The sequence below is a fragment of the Bradyrhizobium sp. LVM 105 genome (assembly GCF_003957705.1).
Classification (GTDB): domain Bacteria; phylum Pseudomonadota; class Alphaproteobacteria; order Rhizobiales; family Xanthobacteraceae; genus Bradyrhizobium; species Bradyrhizobium frederickii.
On sequence record NZ_QZMV01000016.1, the window covers coordinates 23,546 to 36,970 of the forward strand.

The following is a 13,425-nucleotide window of genomic DNA, read 5'->3' on the forward strand; positions in this document are numbered from 1 at the left end:
CAGCGATTGCCAAGAACCAACCAAGAGCAATAACCAAGCCGCCATCAGAGCACGGCGCGATAAGGGAGATCGTTTTCCATGAAGACTATTTTGTCGGGCATTTTTGCCGCCGCATTTGCCCTCAATGCGAGCGCCGCGCAGGCCCAGGACAAGCCACCTCTCAAGATCGGCGGTATCTTGGACATGTCGAGCCTCTATGCCGACATCACCGGCTCCGGCAGCGAGACCGCGGCCAAGATGGCGGTGGAGGACTTTGGCGGCGAAGTGTTGGGGCGCAAGATCCAGGTGCTCGCGGCCGACCATCAGAACAAGGCCGACCTCTCCGGCAACATCGCCCGCGACATGCTCGACAATCAGGGCGTCGAGATGATCTACGACGTCGCCGCCTCTGCGACCGCGCTTGCGGCCGGCGAGATCGCAAAGGCGCGCAACAAGATCATCATGTTCAACGGCCCGGGCTCGATCCGTCTCACCAACGAGGCCTGCGGTCCCTACACCGTCCACTATGTGTTCGACACCTACGGCCAGGCCAATGTGACCGGCCTTGCGGCGGTGAAGACGGGCCTCGACAGCTGGTACTTCCTCACTGCCGACTACGCCTTCGGCCAGGACCTGGAGAAGGACACCAGTGCCGTCGTGACCAAGACCGGCGGCAAGGTGCTGGGCAGCGTGCGCCATCCGCTCAACACCTCGGATTTCTCGTCCTTCCTGCTGCAGGCGCAGGCCTCCAAGGCCAAGGTGATCGGGCTCGCAAATGCCGGCGGCGACACCGTCAACGCCATCAAGCAGGCGGCCGAGTTCGGGATCATGAAGGGCGGCCAGAAGGTTTCGCCGCTGCTCGTCTTCGTCACCGACATCGACTCGATCGGCCTCGAGACCGCGCAGGGGCTGCTGCTGGCGGAAGCGTTCTACTGGGACATGAACGACGAGACGCGCGCCTTCTCCAAGCGCTTCCAGGAGCGCGTGAAGCGGCCGCCGACCTCGGCGCAGGCCGGCGTCTACTCCTCCGTCACGCATTACCTGAAGGCGGTGAAGGCGGCCGGCACGACCGATTCGGCCGCCGTGATGAAGGTGATGAAGGAGACGCCGATCAACGACTTCTTCGCCAAGAACGGCAGGATCCGCGAGGACGGCCGCATGATCCACGACATGTACCTATTCGAGGTGAAGAAGCCGTCGGAGTCGAAGGGCCGCTGGGACGATTACAAGCTGCTCGCCACCGTGCCCGGCAACGAGGCGTTCCAGTCGCTGGAGCAGTCGCGCTGTCCGCTGGTGAAGAAGTGACGGCGTGAGTCGTCGAGACGACGAGCGCGCCAACAGTAGGTCGTCATCCCGGGGCTCGCGCAGCGAGAGCCCGGGATCCATCGGGCGGCAGTGACGGTTGAGAGATGGATTCCGGGTTCGCGCCAAGGGGCGCGCCCCGGAATGACGGAGCAAAACAACAAGGGAGACGCCCCATGAACGACATGGTCCTGCAAAAGCTCGAAGGTGGGCTGCTCACCATCACCATGAATCGCCCGGAGCGGAAGAACGCGCTCAATCCGGAGATGGTGGTCGGGCTGGTCGAGGCGGCGCGCCGCGCGGCCGACGATCCCGAGGTGCGCGCCGTGCTGTTCAAGGGCGCCGGCGGCTCGTTCTGCGTCGGCGGCGACGTCAAGTCCATGGCGGCCGGCCGCGCGCCGCTGCCGTTCGAGCAGAAGCTCGCGAATCTGCGCCGCGGAATGGAGGTCTCGCGCATCCTGCACCAGATGCCCAAGCCCGTGGTGGCGCAGCTCGACGGCGCCGCGGCCGGCGCCGGCCTGTCGATGGCGCTGTCCTGCGACCTGCGCATCGCCTCCGAATCCTGCAAGATCACCACGGCCTTTGCCAAGGTCGGCTTCTCCGGCGATTACGGCGGCACCTATTTCCTCACCCAGCTGCTCGGCAGCGCGCGGGCGCGCGAGCTTTATCTGATGTCGCCGGTGCTGACCGCGAGGGAAGCGCACGCGATCGGCATGGTGACCAAGGTGGTGCCCGATGCCGAGATCGACGCCGCGGCCCACGAGCTCGCGCTGTCGCTGGCGCAAGGGCCGTCGATCGCGCTCGGCTTCATCAAGCGCAACATCAACAATGCCGAGCATCTGGCGCTGGAGGATTGCTTCGACGGCGAGGCCATCCACCACACCCGCTGCGGCGACACCGAGGACCACAAGGAGGCCGCCAAGGCCTTCGTCGAGAAGCGCAAGCCGACCTTCAAAGGCGCATGACCATGGCGCCCTATATGCGGCTACGCCAGATCTGCCTCGTCGCGCCGCAGCTCGCGCCCGTCGCCTCCGACATCGCGGAGATCATGGGTCTTGCCGTCTGCTACCGCGACGGCAATGTCGCCAAATACGGCCTGGAGAACGCGCTGCTCCCGGTCGACACGATCCTGCTCGAGGTGGTCGCGCCCTTCAAGGACGGCACCACGGCCGGCCGCTTCATCGAGAAGACCGGCGGTCGCGGCGGCTATATGGCAATCTTCTGCTGCAACGATCCCGACGAGCGCGGACGCCATGCGAACGCGATGGGCGTGCGCACCGCCAACGTCATCGATCACGCGCCCTATCACGGCGTGCAGCTCCACCCCCGCGACTGCCGCGCCGCCTTCATCGAGTTCAACCACACCGAAGGCAGCGACGATATTCTGGGCGCGTATCCGCCGGCGGGACCGGACTGGCAGAAGTTCATTCGCAAGGACGTGACGCAGGCGCTGACGGCGGTGGAGATGCAGAGCCCGAACCCGCAGGAACTGGCGGAGCATTGGAGGAAGATCATCGGTATTGCACCGAGCGGCGATGCCGAACTGAAGCTGCCGAACGCAACCTTCCGCTTCGTCAAGGGCGCCAGCGAGATCATGAGCGCGCTGGAGTTTCGCGTGGCTGATGCTGCACGTGTGCTGCATGCAGCGCGGGCGAAAGGGCACGCGGTCGCGGGGAATGAGTTCTTGCTGGGCGGGGTGACGTTCCGCCTGAGCTGAGTGAGCGAAGCGTAGGGTGGGCAAAGCGACTTGTCCGCCATAGCTCGAAGAGCGACGGCGGAAGCGTGCCCACGCCTGTCGTCGACGCTTCAAGAGATGGTGGGCACGGCGCTTACGCGCCTTTGCCCACCCTACGGCATCGCCGCAATCACCTTCCCCTGAAATTCGCCGCGCGCCGCTCTTCAGTGGCTTTCACGCCTTCCTTGAAATCCTCCGTCGCGCGCAACCTGGTCTGTTCGGCCAGCTCGTGATTGGTCGCGGCCATGACGCGATCGGCGAGCCCGTTGCGCATCGTGGCGCGGGTGGAGAGCAGGCCGAGCGGCGAGCACTCGGCGATCTCGCCGGCGAGCTTCATGGCGGCCGCCTTGACCTGGTCCTGCGGCACCAACTCGTTGGCGAGGCCCCACTTCACGGCCTCTTCGCCGGTGACGCGGCGGCTGGTGTAGAACATCAGCTCGGCGTTGTTCTTGCCGATCAGCTCGGGCAGCGTCACGGTCAGGCCGAAGCCTGGATGAAACCCGAGCTTGGTGAAGTTCGCGGAGAACCGCGCCTCGGGGCAGGTGACGCGGAAATCGGCCGAGACCGCGAGGCCCAATCCGCCGCCGATGGCGGCGCCCTGCACGGCCGCGACGATCGGCTTCTTGGCGCGGAAGATGCGCACGGCCTGAATGTAGAGGTGGTTGATCGATCCGAGGCTGTCAGCGGGGTCGCCTTTCTTCTCGGCCTCGCGGGCCTCCTGCGCCTGCCGCGCCGGATCCTGGAAGTTGGCGCCGGCGCAGAACGCCTTGCCCTGCGCTGAGAGAACGGAGGCGCGGATCTCGATGTCGCGGTCGAATTCGTCGAGCGCGTCCGCGATCTGGTTGATCAGCGAAATGTCGAAGAAATTGAGCGGCGGGCGGCGGATCTCGATGGTGCCGACATGCCCGACCTTCTCGACGCCGATATCTTTGTACGTGCTCATGTCTAATCTCCAGTATCTCGGTAGCGAAGAACCACCTCTCCCACAGGGAGAGGTCGGTGCGTAGCGCCGGGTGAGGGGCTGAGGTCCCCGGCGAGGGCATAACCCCTCACCCGATTTGCTGGCGCAAATCGACCTCTCCCTATGGGAGAGGTGGACGGAGCGCGTGGCCGAGAGTTCGTTCTCATCAGAGTCAGCGCAAACCCAGTCCGCGGGCGATGATGCCGCGCAGCACCTCGGTGGTGCCGCCCTGGATGGTGAGTTTCGGTGCGGTCTTGATCGCGAAGTCGAGCTGCCGCTCCAAGGTCTCGCGATTGGTCGCGGTCTCCTCGACGAAGGCGGCGAGATCGCGCACGCGGTGCGGAAGCTGCTGCTCCCAGACCGTGCCGATGTCCTTGACGATGGACGCCTCGACCACCGGCTCCTTGCCGGCCTCGAGCATGCCGGCCACCGAAACCGACATGCGCCGCATGGTGTGGAGCTGCGCGACCAGGCGCCCGATGCCTTCGGCGCTGCGTGTGTCCGGGTTGGGGCCGACCGCGCGCACCAGCTCGGTCAGCACATAATAGGTTTCGAGGAAACGCTCGGGGCCCGAACGCTCATAGGCGAGCTCGCTCGTCGCCTGCTTCCAGGCGCCGTCGACCTCGCCGAGCACGTGGTCGTCAGGAATGAAGTGATCGGTGAAGACGACCTCGTTGAATTCGTACTGCCCGGTGATCTGGCCGATCGGGTTCACCTTGATGCCCGGCTGCTTCATCTTGACCAGGAACTGGGTCAGGCCGTGGCGACGGTTTTCCTTGGTCGGCGGCGAGGTCCGGAAGATCGCGATCATGTAGTCGGCGATATGCGCCGACGAGGTCCAGATCTTGGTGCCGTTGATGAGATAGCCGCCGTCCGTCTTAGTTGCGCGGGTCTTCGCGGCGAACAGGTCGGAGCCGGAGTTCGGCTCGCTCATGCCGATCGCAAAGCAGACCTCGCCGCGGCAGATCCGCGGCAGGATCTCCATCTTGATATGCTCCGGCGCATATTTCAGCAGCACCGGTCCGCTCTGGCGGTCGGCGACGAAGAAGCGCCGCGTCGGCGCGTTGGCAACGCGCATCTCCTCGGTCACGACGTAACGCTCGAGGAAGGAGCGCTCCTGGCCGCCATATTTCTTCGGCCAGGTCATCCCGAGCCAGCCCTTGGCGCCAACCCGGCGGGAAAATTCCGGCGCGTCGGTGTCCTCGCGGTTGGGCTGGTGCGGGTCGAAGGTGCCGGCGGCGATCTCCTCGGCGAGGAAAGCGCGCACTTCCTTGCGCAATTGCTCGCACTTTTCGGGCAGGCGGATCGGATCGAAACGAAGCGCAGCGGTCATGTGTTTCTCTCCTGATCAGCGCGACGCCACCAGCGGCCACAATTCGTCGGCGCCGCGATTTGCCACCAGCTTGCCGAGCTCGACGGCCCAATGGCTCTCCGAGCCGAAGTCGTCGCGCCAGGCCAGCGCCCGCAGCGAATAGCGGTGCAGGATGTGCTCGATGGTGAAGCCGATCGCGCCGTGCACCTGATGCGCGATGGCGCCGCCTTTTTCGGCCGCTTCCGCGCAGCGGATCTTTGCGGAGGCCGCTTCGAGATAGACCTCGTCATTGAACGTCCTGGCGTTCGCGATGGCATCGGCGGCGGATGTCGCGGCCGCAAGCGCGGCTGCGGATTCGCCGGCGAGGCGCGCCAGATTGTGCTGCACGGCCTGGAATTTCGAGATCTTCTTCTCGAAGGCGACGCGCTCGTTGGAATAGCGCACGGAGATGTCGAGCATCGATTCCAGCGCGCCCGCGATCTGCAGGCTACGCGCAACGCCGCCCATCAGCATCAGCGTGGTCTGGTCAAAGCCCTTCGGCGCGGGCTTGAGCGTGACGGGCTGGACCCTGTCGAGCGTTACGGTATCGCTGTGGTCGTAGCCGACATTGAGGCCGGATTCGATCCGGGCCTTGGCTCCATCGACCAGCGCGATCGCGACGCCGTCCTTGCCATGCGCCAGCACCGCGAAATGCTTCGCCGCCTTGGCAAAAGGCACGCCGCGGGCGCGGCCGGAGAGCGAACCGTCGGCATCGAGGGTGATGCGATCCCTGGGGCCGGCCGGCAGCACCGTCATCTCGCCCTCCGGGGAAGCGATCTTCGCCTGCGCCAGCAGCCAGCCCGCCAGCATGGTCTCGGCCAGGGGAACCGCGACGGCGAAACGGCCGGCGGCGTTCAGCAGCGCAAAACCGTCGGCCAGGCTCGCGCCGGAGCCGCCGAGCTCATCGGGCACCCAGGACAACGGCAGGCCGGCCTCGCTCAGCGCCTGCCACAGCGGCGCCTGCCACGCGCCCTTCTTGTCGTTGTTGATGGTTTGCGGATCGGCGAGATCGGCGAAGATCTTCTCCGCGGTCTCGACGACGATGTTGTCACTCTCCGCCACAGCGTTCCCCGTGTTTTGCCGTTGGCGCGTCCCGCTAGGCCAAGCGGACGCGCAGGTCTTCTTGCGCCCGATGATCCGAAAAAGCCATGGCCCTGACAAGCGTTGATCGCAGGTCAACCTGCGGCGCGGGCATGGGCGCAAGCTAATTCCGCTTAGCGGAGTTTGCTCGATTTGCAGGGCGCCGCAAACTCGCTAAACAAGGCGCGAAAGATCAGAGCCACGGGGAAGGAAATCAAGATGGCCAAGGACAATCTGTGCGCAATCGTGACGGGGTCTGCCTCCGGGCTCGGCGCGGCGACGGCTGAAATTCTCGCGCGCAGCGGGGCGCGGCTCGTCATCAACTATTCGTCGAGCCAGAAGGAGGCCGAGGCCACCGCGGACATCTGCCGCAAGGCCGGCGCCGCGGAGGTGCTGGTCGCGCAGGGCGATGTTTCAAAGGACGCCGATTGCCGCAAGATCGTCGCGGCCGCCAGTGGATGGGGCCGGCTCGATATCCTCGTCAACAATGCCGGCATCACCAAGCATGTCGCTCATGCCGATCTCGACGGATTGTCGGCTGAAGATTTCCAGCGGGTCTATGGCGTCAACACCATCGGCCCGTTCCAGATGGTGCGCGCCGCGCGCAGCCTGCTCGAGGCCGGCGCCAAGGCCTCGGGGCGGCCCTCCGCCGTGGTCAACGTGTCCTCGGTTGCCGGCATCAGCGGCGTCGGCTCGTCGATCGCCTACGCCGCCAGCAAGGGTGCGCTCAATACCATGACGCTGTCGCTGTCGCGCGCGCTGGCGCCGCTGATCCGCGTCAACACCGTCTGCCCCGGCTATATCGACACGCCCTGGTTCACCAAGGGCCGCGGCGAGGCCGGCGCCAAGCAGGTGCGCGACAGCGTGGTGGCGAAGGTGCCGCTGAAGGTCGCTTCAAGCGCCGAGGACATCGCGCAGGTCGTCTGCTTCCTGGCGATGCCGGCCTCCAGCAACATGACCGGCGAGGTCGTGCGCATGGACGCGGGGATGCATTTGATTACCTAGCTCGTCATTGCGAGCGCAGCGAAGCAATCCAGAATCCCTCCGCGGAAACGGCCTGGATTGCTTCGTCGCAAGCGCTCCTCGCAATGACGAGTGCGGAGCGACGGCGTGCCTACTTCCAGCGCCGCTACCCCTTGATCAGGCCGCTTGTCACCAGCCGGTGCCAGATGAACAGCACCACCACCGCGCCGATCGTGGCCATGATGAAGCCGGCGCCCTGGTCGGGACTGTAATGGCCGATGGCCTGGCCGATGAAGGTCGCCAGAAACGCGCCGGCGATGCCGAGAATGGTGGTGAGAATGAAGCCGCTCGGATTGTTCGGCCCAGGCGCCAGCCAGCGCGCGATGAGGCCAGCAATGAAGCCGACAACGATGATCCACAACAGGCCGCCCATGCTCATGAGTGTGCTCCCCTTCCCGAAAGCGCGTCGATCAAGGTTGGACTAGAGTCTGCCTGAGAGCTCGTTCTCGGTCGGCAGCCGTCCGTCCGGCGTCAGATGGTCGACCACCTGCGGCAGATACTGGCTGAGGCCGTTGAGCAGCTCCTCGCGCGACAGGCCGCTTTGGGCGGACAGGCTCTCGATCTGGTCGGCGCCGAGTGCGCTGGCGAGATCGCCCGGCGCGATCGGCTTGTTCTCGCCATTGCCGACCCAGGACTTCGCGGCGTCGCCGTGGCCGCCCTGCTGCAACTGGTTGAGAAGGTCGCCGAGGCCGCCGCTGAGCACGGTGCCGGCCGCGCCGCCCGCGAGCAGGCCGCCGAGACCGCCTTTGAGCAGGCCTCCGAGACCGCCAAGACCGCCGCTATCAGCGGTGTTCGTGTTTACCGGCGGAGGCGCCGGCGTCGGTGACGGCTGCGGTGCCGTACCGGATTGGTTCGCGGTCATGTGCTTGAACGCCTTCCAGGCGAGCAAGCCGAGCAGCGCCATGGTCATCGGCGACATGCCGGAGGATTTTTCCGTGCTCGGCGTAGAGGGACCGCGCGGGCCGTTCTGCATGCCGTTGAGGACGTCGAGTAGACCCATGGTGCTCTCCTTTGGCGTCTCGTTCGGCGAGCGCTCACCGCCGACTGCCCCGGGGCGAAAACATATGGGGCCGTCATGACCGTTACAAGTCGGCCGCGACGCGATTGGTTGCAGGCCTCGCCTCTGCTATCGAAGGCAGGACGTTCAGGGAGCAGGCTCAGTGGTTGTGGATCGACCGATCGTGGTGGCCGGCGCCGGCGCCATCGGCTGTTTCGTCGGCGGCATGCTGGCGGCCGGCGGCCGCCGCGTCGCGCTGCTGGTGCGGCCGCGGGTGAAGACCGAGATCGAGCGGTTCGGCCTGCTTCTGACCGATTTCGACGGCTCCGAGAAGAAGCTCAGTGCAGGCCAGCTCGCGCTGTCGGAGGATCCTGCGATCTTCCACAGTGCCGGCATCGTGCTGGTCACGGTGAAGAGCGCCGACACCGCCGCCGTCGCGGATCAGATCGCGCAGCATGCGCCTGAGGATGCCGTCATCGTCTCGCTCCAGAACGGTATCGGCAATGTCGCGGTGCTGCGCGAGCGTCTCGGCGGCCGCCGCGTGCTCGCCGGGATGGTGCCGTTCAACGTGATCGCGATGGGCGAGGGCCGTTTCCATCGCTCGACCTCCGGCGACATCCATATCGGCAAGGATGCCGAGAACACGGCCACGGCGCTCTCGGTGCCTGGCCTTGCGGTACGCGCGAGCGCGGACATCACCGGCGTGCAATGGGGCAAGCTGATCATCAATCTGAACAACGCGCTCAGCGCGCTCTCGGACATGCCGCTCGCCGCGCAACTGGCCGACCGCGACTGGCGCAGGCTGTTCGCCGACCAGATGGCGGAGGGACTTGCCGCGCTGAAGTCCGCCGGCATCACGCCGGTGTCTTCGACGCCGATCCCGATGCGCTGGTCACCGACCTTGCTGCGGTTGCCGGATGCGATCTTCAACGCGATCCTGGGGCGGACCATGAAGATCGATCCCCAAGCGCGCTCCTCGATGTGGCAGGACCTGAAACAGGGCCGCAAGACCGAGATCGACTATCTCCAGGGCGCAGTGATAGCGCTCGCAGAGCAAAACCGTGTCGAGGTGCCGCTGATGCGCCGTATTGTTGCGCTGATCAGGGAGGCCGAGGCGGCCGGCAACGGACCGCCGCGCCTGACGCCGCGGCAGATTCGGGGCGTGGCTTGAGGACGAGGAGGGCGCGATGAAGCGTTGTTGGATGCTGGGACTCGCGCTGGCGACGCTGTGCGGCACGGCGACGCTGGTCCATGCAAGGCCACCGACGGTCCAGAACTCTCCCGGCTATGATGCGCGATTGCAGGAGAGCCGCAAGGCGCTGAGTGGGGCGCCGGCGACCGTAGCGCCGTCGCATGAACCGGTGGTTAAACCAAAGCACGCCAAGAAGAAGCGCACGAACTGAGGTGCGACGCTCCCGTAGGGTGGGCAAAGCGACTTGTCCGCCGTAGCTCGAAGAGCGAAGGCGGAAGCGTGCCCACCGACTCTCTCAATCACAATCAAATGGTGGGCACGGCGCCGCGCGCCTTTGCCCACCCTACAAGTCTGCGGCTTCAGCTCTTCTTCGCAGGCTTGCTCGGCGTCGGGCTGAACAGCTTCTTCAGGTCGTTCAAGCTTTCCGACAGCCGCGGCCATTCGCAGGAGAAGGAGCCCTTGGTGCAGGGCGCGCCCTTTCGCTGGCCGACGGTCTGCTGCACCTTCGGTCGCTCGACCGGCACCGGCACGCGCTCGACGTCGGTTCTCAATGCGACCTGCTGGATCTGCCGCGCCTGTTGCTCCTGCTGCTCGCGTTGCTGACGCGCGGTCGCTTGCGCCGCTTCGTTGTTGCGGCGCTCCTTGGCGAGATAGGCGGTATAGGCTTCGTCGATCTTCTTCTGTTCCTCCGGCGTCGGATTGGGGCCGGCGATGTCGAAGCTGCGATCCTGCAGGAAGTCGTAGTAGGAATAGCCGCCGCCCGGCTTGCGGCGCCCGGCGAACTTGGCGTTGCAATCGGCAAGCGCGGATGTCTTCTCGGCCTTGCTCGCGGCCTTCTCGGCGGCGTCGGCGCATTCCTCGAAATCGACCGGCGCGCGCTTCCACCATTGCGCCTGGGCATGCGGCAGCGTCAGCAGAAAAAATCCTGCCGCGGCTACGGGAAACAGCGCCGCACGACGCAATGCGATCACGGACGACATTCTACGAGAGCATTCCTTGCAAGACTCAACCCAAACTGAGTCGAGTCGGATTTTTGCCTCTTTATCGCCGGCTTGTCACCCGTGGAACCCGGGAATTTCATGGCTGGGATGCTGACATTTTGTGCTTGACGTGGCGCAGGAGTCACAGCCTCGCGCTGGCCGGCTGCTACACTTCGCCTTGCGGGCGCCTCACCCGAGGCGATGCCAATAACACGCGACGAGCGCGCGGCGTGGACCTTCCGGATTTGGCCGCCGAAGGCGCGGGCGCACGCGGAGTAAGAATGAAGGATCCAAGGATATGACGATCACCATCGCCGCGAACAGCGTGCCGAAGCCGCCGGCCGAGATCATCGAGGGCTTTCGGAATGCGCCGACCTCGGTCATTTCAGACAATCTCGCCCGGCTGCCGGGCGCGGTCGGGCTGAAACCCTATCATCGCGGCGGCAAGCTGGTGGGCACGGCCTTCACCGTGCGCACCCGTCCCGGCGACAATCTCGCCATCCACCGCGCGCTCGATCTGGTCGGACCCGGCGACGTCATCGTGGTCGACGGCGGCGGCGACGAGACGCGGGCGCTGGTCGGCGAGATCATGAAGAACATCGCGCAATGGCGAAGGGCCGAAGGCTATGTGATCGACGGCGCTATCCGCGACGTCGCCGCGTTTGCGGCCGACGACTTTCCCTGCTACGCCCGCGCCGTGATCCATCGCGGTCCCTACAAGAACGGTCCGGGCGAGATCAACGTGCCTGTGTCGATCGGCGGCAGCGTGATTGCGCCCGGCGACATCGTGGTCGGCGACGAGGACGGCGTGGTGTCGTTTCCCGCCGCGGGCGCCGCGGCGCTGCTGCAAGCCGTGCGCGCGCAGGTCGCGCGTGAGGAGGAGACCCTGACGGCGATCCGCGAGGGCCGCTACCAGGGCTCTTACGGCAAGTCCTGATCAGACGACCACAAAGGGGAGAATGGCGTGAGCCAGAAGGACGAATTCCACAACATCGATGATCCCAGCGACGGGCTGTTCCGCGAGCTCGCCGCCGGCGTGACCACGCGCATCTTCTCCGGCGAGCAGGCGATGCTCTCGGTGGTGACGCTGGCGCCGCATGCGCAGGGCACGCTGCACCATCATCCCGAGGAGCAATGGGGCGTGCTGTTGGACGGCTCCGCCATCCGCGTTCAGGGCGATGAGGAAATTCCGGTGAAGAAGGGCGATTTCTGGCGCACGCCGGGCAACGTGCCGCACACCATGCGCGCCGGCGCCGATGGCGCCCGGGTGCTGGACATTTTCAGTCCGCCTCGGCCAGAATACAAGAAAGCGGGGTCGGGCTTCGGCACGCGCTGAAGCGCTTTGCGCTTCAGGTTATTTCTTGAGCATGATCTTATCGGAAAACCGCTGCACGCTTTTCCGGATCAAGCTCCAGCGCCAAAGAGCAAAAAAGCCGGGCGCTGACATCAAAGGGAGGGGACCATGACGATCACACGACGCACGCTCTTGGCCGCGCCGGCCATTCTCGCAATGACGCCGGCGATGGCGCAAGGGAGCAAGATCACGCTGGTCGTGCCGTTTCCGCCGGGCGGATCGACCGATGCGATGGCGCGGCTGCTGCAGAGCAATCTGCAAACCAAGCTTGGCCGCATCGTCCTGGTCGAGAACAAGTCGGGCGCCGCCGGGGCGCTGGGCGCGGCGCAGGTCGCCAAGAGCCCGGCGGACGGCTCGACGTTCCTGGTGACGTTCGATTCCCATGCGGTGATCCCGTCGATCCTCGACAAGCCGCCGGTGGACGTCGAGCGCGAGCTGATCCCGGTGCTGCTGATCGGCACCGCGCCTTACGTGATCGCGGCCGGCGCCGGTCGGCCCTACAAGAGCTTTGCCGACGTGGTGGCCGCCTGCAAGGCGAGCCCGGGCGCGGTGAAATATGCCTCGGTCGGCATCGGAACGCTCGGTCATCTCGCCATGACGGTGCTCGGCAGCAAGGCCGGGGTCGAGATCATGCACGTGCCCTATCGCGGCGGCGGGCCGGCGATGAACGACGTGCTCGGCGGCCATGTCGATCTCATCGCGGGATCGGCGGCGCTGGTCGCCGCCCAGCTCGGCACCAACATGCTGCGTCCGATCCTGCAGCTCGGCCGCGAGCGGCTGGCGGCCCTGCCTGATACTCAGACCGCGATCGAGGCGGGCTTTCCCGATTTCGAGACGCTGGCCTGGTGGGGCATCTTCGCGCCCGCAGGCACGCCGCCTGACGTCGTCGCAGCCTTCGCGGCCGCGTCCAAGGAGATCCTGAGCGAGCCCGCGACCGCCACCCAGCTGAAGGAGACGCAGCACATGACGCTGCTGCTCCAGGACGGCGCCGCCTTCAAGACCTTCTTCGACAAGCAGGTCGCCTATTGGGGCAAGGTGGTGAAGGACAACAATATCAAGGCGTAACCGGCCCGGCAGCGGTCCTTGCGCATTGGCCGCGGCGAGGGCTTCCGATCCCGCCGCCGCTTTGATATGTACACCCAGGCAACCCGCCTGATGCGGGTTCCGCGGTCCCGTAGCTCAGCCGGATAGAGCGACGGTTTCCTAAACCGTAGGTCGGAAGTTCGAGTCTTCCCGGGATCGCCATTATCTCAGATGCGTGACGTGATTGCTGGCCGACCCCGGGCGCGGCTTGCGTCCATCTTCCCCATCCTTCGGCGTCACCCGCCTGTTCGCCTGTCGTCCCGTGGCCGATGATGGCGAGGTCAGATCATTCCGGCTGGCGGACGAGCAGCGGCGGGACTATCCTGTTCGCTCTCTGGTTGAATGTTCGAGCGTCCCGTTGCTTGTGCAGCAGCGTGCAGCAGTCATG

General features: G+C 65.8%; 15 protein-coding genes and 1 tRNA gene. 10 read left to right on the plus strand and 6 right to left on the minus strand.

Annotation, left to right across the window (positions count from 1 at the left end):
* Positions 1 to 78 precede the first annotated feature (78 nt).
* From D6B98_RS31795 to D6B98_RS31805, 3 genes are all read left to right on the plus strand, one after another.
* A complete protein-coding gene (locus tag D6B98_RS31795) occupies positions 79 to 1,284 on the plus strand; it encodes an ABC transporter substrate-binding protein (RefSeq protein ID WP_126260971.1) in 1,206 nt (401 codons plus the stop codon).
* Positions 1,285 to 1,457: 173 nt separating this feature from the next.
* Complete coding sequence (locus D6B98_RS31800) at positions 1,458 to 2,246, plus strand: enoyl-CoA hydratase (RefSeq protein WP_126260972.1); 789 nt, start codon at positions 1,458 to 1,460, stop codon at positions 2,244 to 2,246.
* 2 nt (positions 2,247 to 2,248) lie between these two features.
* Positions 2,249 to 2,998, plus strand: a complete 750-nt coding sequence (locus tag D6B98_RS31805; RefSeq protein ID WP_164719007.1) for a VOC family protein — start codon at positions 2,249 to 2,251, stop codon at positions 2,996 to 2,998.
* Between the two features lie 148 nt (positions 2,999 to 3,146).
* Here D6B98_RS31805 and D6B98_RS31810 read toward each other — a convergent pair whose 3' ends face one another.
* From D6B98_RS31810 to D6B98_RS31820, 3 genes are all read right to left on the minus strand, one after another.
* Positions 3,147 to 3,959, minus strand: a complete 813-nt coding sequence (locus D6B98_RS31810; protein ID WP_126260974.1) for an enoyl-CoA hydratase/isomerase family protein — start codon at positions 3,957 to 3,959, stop codon at positions 3,147 to 3,149.
* A gap of 190 nt (positions 3,960 to 4,149) precedes the next feature.
* On the minus strand, positions 4,150 to 5,310 hold the full coding sequence (locus D6B98_RS31815; protein WP_126260975.1) for an acyl-CoA dehydrogenase family protein: 1,161 nt from the start codon (positions 5,308 to 5,310) through the stop codon (positions 4,150 to 4,152).
* A 15-nt stretch (positions 5,311 to 5,325) separates the two neighbouring features.
* Complete coding sequence (locus D6B98_RS31820) at positions 5,326 to 6,390, minus strand: acyl-CoA dehydrogenase family protein (protein ID WP_126260976.1); 1,065 nt, start codon at positions 6,388 to 6,390, stop codon at positions 5,326 to 5,328.
* 237 nt (positions 6,391 to 6,627) lie between these two features.
* On the opposite strand from D6B98_RS31820, the gene D6B98_RS31825 reads away from it, so the two are divergent.
* Positions 6,628 to 7,413, plus strand: coding sequence for an SDR family NAD(P)-dependent oxidoreductase (locus tag D6B98_RS31825; RefSeq protein ID WP_126260977.1), 786 nt, complete (start codon positions 6,628 to 6,630; stop codon positions 7,411 to 7,413).
* 124 nt (positions 7,414 to 7,537) lie between these two features.
* On the opposite strand, the gene D6B98_RS31830 is transcribed toward D6B98_RS31825, so the two are convergent.
* Both D6B98_RS31830 and D6B98_RS31835 read right to left on the minus strand, forming a co-directional pair.
* Entirely contained in the window at positions 7,538 to 7,810 is a 273-nt protein-coding gene (locus D6B98_RS31830) for a GlsB/YeaQ/YmgE family stress response membrane protein (protein ID WP_205680540.1), read from the minus strand.
* Between the two features lie 42 nt (positions 7,811 to 7,852).
* Positions 7,853 to 8,431, minus strand: a complete 579-nt coding sequence (locus tag D6B98_RS31835; protein WP_126260978.1) for a YidB family protein — start codon at positions 8,429 to 8,431, stop codon at positions 7,853 to 7,855.
* Positions 8,432 to 8,591: 160 nt separating this feature from the next.
* Here D6B98_RS31835 and D6B98_RS31840 point away from each other — a divergent pair, with 160 nt between their 5' ends.
* Entirely contained in the window at positions 8,592 to 9,599 is a 1,008-nt protein-coding gene (locus tag D6B98_RS31840) for a 2-dehydropantoate 2-reductase (RefSeq protein ID WP_126260979.1), read from the plus strand.
* A 16-nt stretch (positions 9,600 to 9,615) separates the two neighbouring features.
* Positions 9,616 to 9,831 (plus strand): hypothetical protein, encoded by a 216-nt coding sequence (locus tag D6B98_RS31845; protein WP_126260980.1) that lies wholly within the window; start codon positions 9,616 to 9,618, stop codon positions 9,829 to 9,831.
* A gap of 148 nt (positions 9,832 to 9,979) precedes the next feature.
* Here the strand turns inward: D6B98_RS31845 and D6B98_RS31850 are convergent, their stop codons facing one another.
* The gene (locus D6B98_RS31850) at positions 9,980 to 10,600 is read right to left on the minus strand and encodes a hypothetical protein (protein ID WP_126260981.1); all 621 of its coding nucleotides are present in this window, start codon (positions 10,598 to 10,600) and stop codon (positions 9,980 to 9,982) included.
* Positions 10,601 to 10,898: 298 nt separating this feature from the next.
* On the opposite strand from D6B98_RS31850, the gene D6B98_RS31855 reads away from it, so the two are divergent.
* The 4 genes from D6B98_RS31855 (at position 10,899) to D6B98_RS31870 (ending at position 13,199) form a co-directional block, all read left to right on the plus strand.
* Complete coding sequence (locus D6B98_RS31855) at positions 10,899 to 11,537, plus strand: RraA family protein (RefSeq protein WP_126260982.1); 639 nt, start codon at positions 10,899 to 10,901, stop codon at positions 11,535 to 11,537.
* Positions 11,538 to 11,564: 27 nt separating this feature from the next.
* A complete protein-coding gene (locus tag D6B98_RS31860) occupies positions 11,565 to 11,936 on the plus strand; it encodes a dimethylsulfonioproprionate lyase family protein (protein ID WP_126260983.1) in 372 nt (123 codons plus the stop codon).
* A 126-nt stretch (positions 11,937 to 12,062) separates the two neighbouring features.
* Positions 12,063 to 13,019: a tripartite tricarboxylate transporter substrate-binding protein gene (locus tag D6B98_RS31865; RefSeq protein ID WP_126260984.1), complete on the plus strand. Its 957-nt coding sequence runs from the start codon at positions 12,063 to 12,065 to the stop codon at positions 13,017 to 13,019.
* A gap of 103 nt (positions 13,020 to 13,122) precedes the next feature.
* Positions 13,123 to 13,199: transfer RNA gene (locus tag D6B98_RS31870), tRNA-Arg, on the plus strand.
* Positions 13,200 to 13,425: the final 226 nt, after the last annotated feature.

Bases quoted from the DNA above. Each gene is read 5' to 3' on its own strand.
- D6B98_RS31795 (WP_126260971.1), top strand. From the start codon at position 79: ATGAAGACTATTTTGTCGGGCATTTTTGCCGCCGCATTTGCCCTCAAT.
- D6B98_RS31800 (WP_126260972.1), top strand. From the start codon at position 1,458: ATGAACGACATGGTCCTGCAAAAGCTCGAAGGTGGGCTGCTCACCATC.
- D6B98_RS31805 (WP_164719007.1), top strand. From the start codon at position 2,249: ATGGCGCCCTATATGCGGCTACGCCAGATCTGCCTCGTCGCGCCGCAG.
- D6B98_RS31810 (WP_126260974.1), bottom strand. From the start codon at position 3,959: ATGAGCACGTACAAAGATATCGGCGTCGAGAAGGTCGGGCATGTCGGC.
- D6B98_RS31815 (WP_126260975.1), bottom strand. From the start codon at position 5,310: ATGACCGCTGCGCTTCGTTTCGATCCGATCCGCCTGCCCGAAAAGTGC.
- D6B98_RS31825 (WP_126260977.1), top strand. From the start codon at position 6,628: ATGGCCAAGGACAATCTGTGCGCAATCGTGACGGGGTCTGCCTCCGGG.
- D6B98_RS31830 (WP_205680540.1), bottom strand. From the start codon at position 7,810: ATGAGCATGGGCGGCCTGTTGTGGATCATCGTTGTCGGCTTCATTGCT.
- D6B98_RS31835 (WP_126260978.1), bottom strand. From the start codon at position 8,431: ATGGGTCTACTCGACGTCCTCAACGGCATGCAGAACGGCCCGCGCGGT.
- D6B98_RS31845 (WP_126260980.1), top strand. From the start codon at position 9,616: ATGAAGCGTTGTTGGATGCTGGGACTCGCGCTGGCGACGCTGTGCGGC.
- D6B98_RS31850 (WP_126260981.1), bottom strand. From the start codon at position 10,600: ATGTCGTCCGTGATCGCATTGCGTCGTGCGGCGCTGTTTCCCGTAGCC.
- D6B98_RS31855 (WP_126260982.1), top strand. From the start codon at position 10,899: ATGACGATCACCATCGCCGCGAACAGCGTGCCGAAGCCGCCGGCCGAG.
- D6B98_RS31865 (WP_126260984.1), top strand. From the start codon at position 12,063: ATGACGATCACACGACGCACGCTCTTGGCCGCGCCGGCCATTCTCGCA.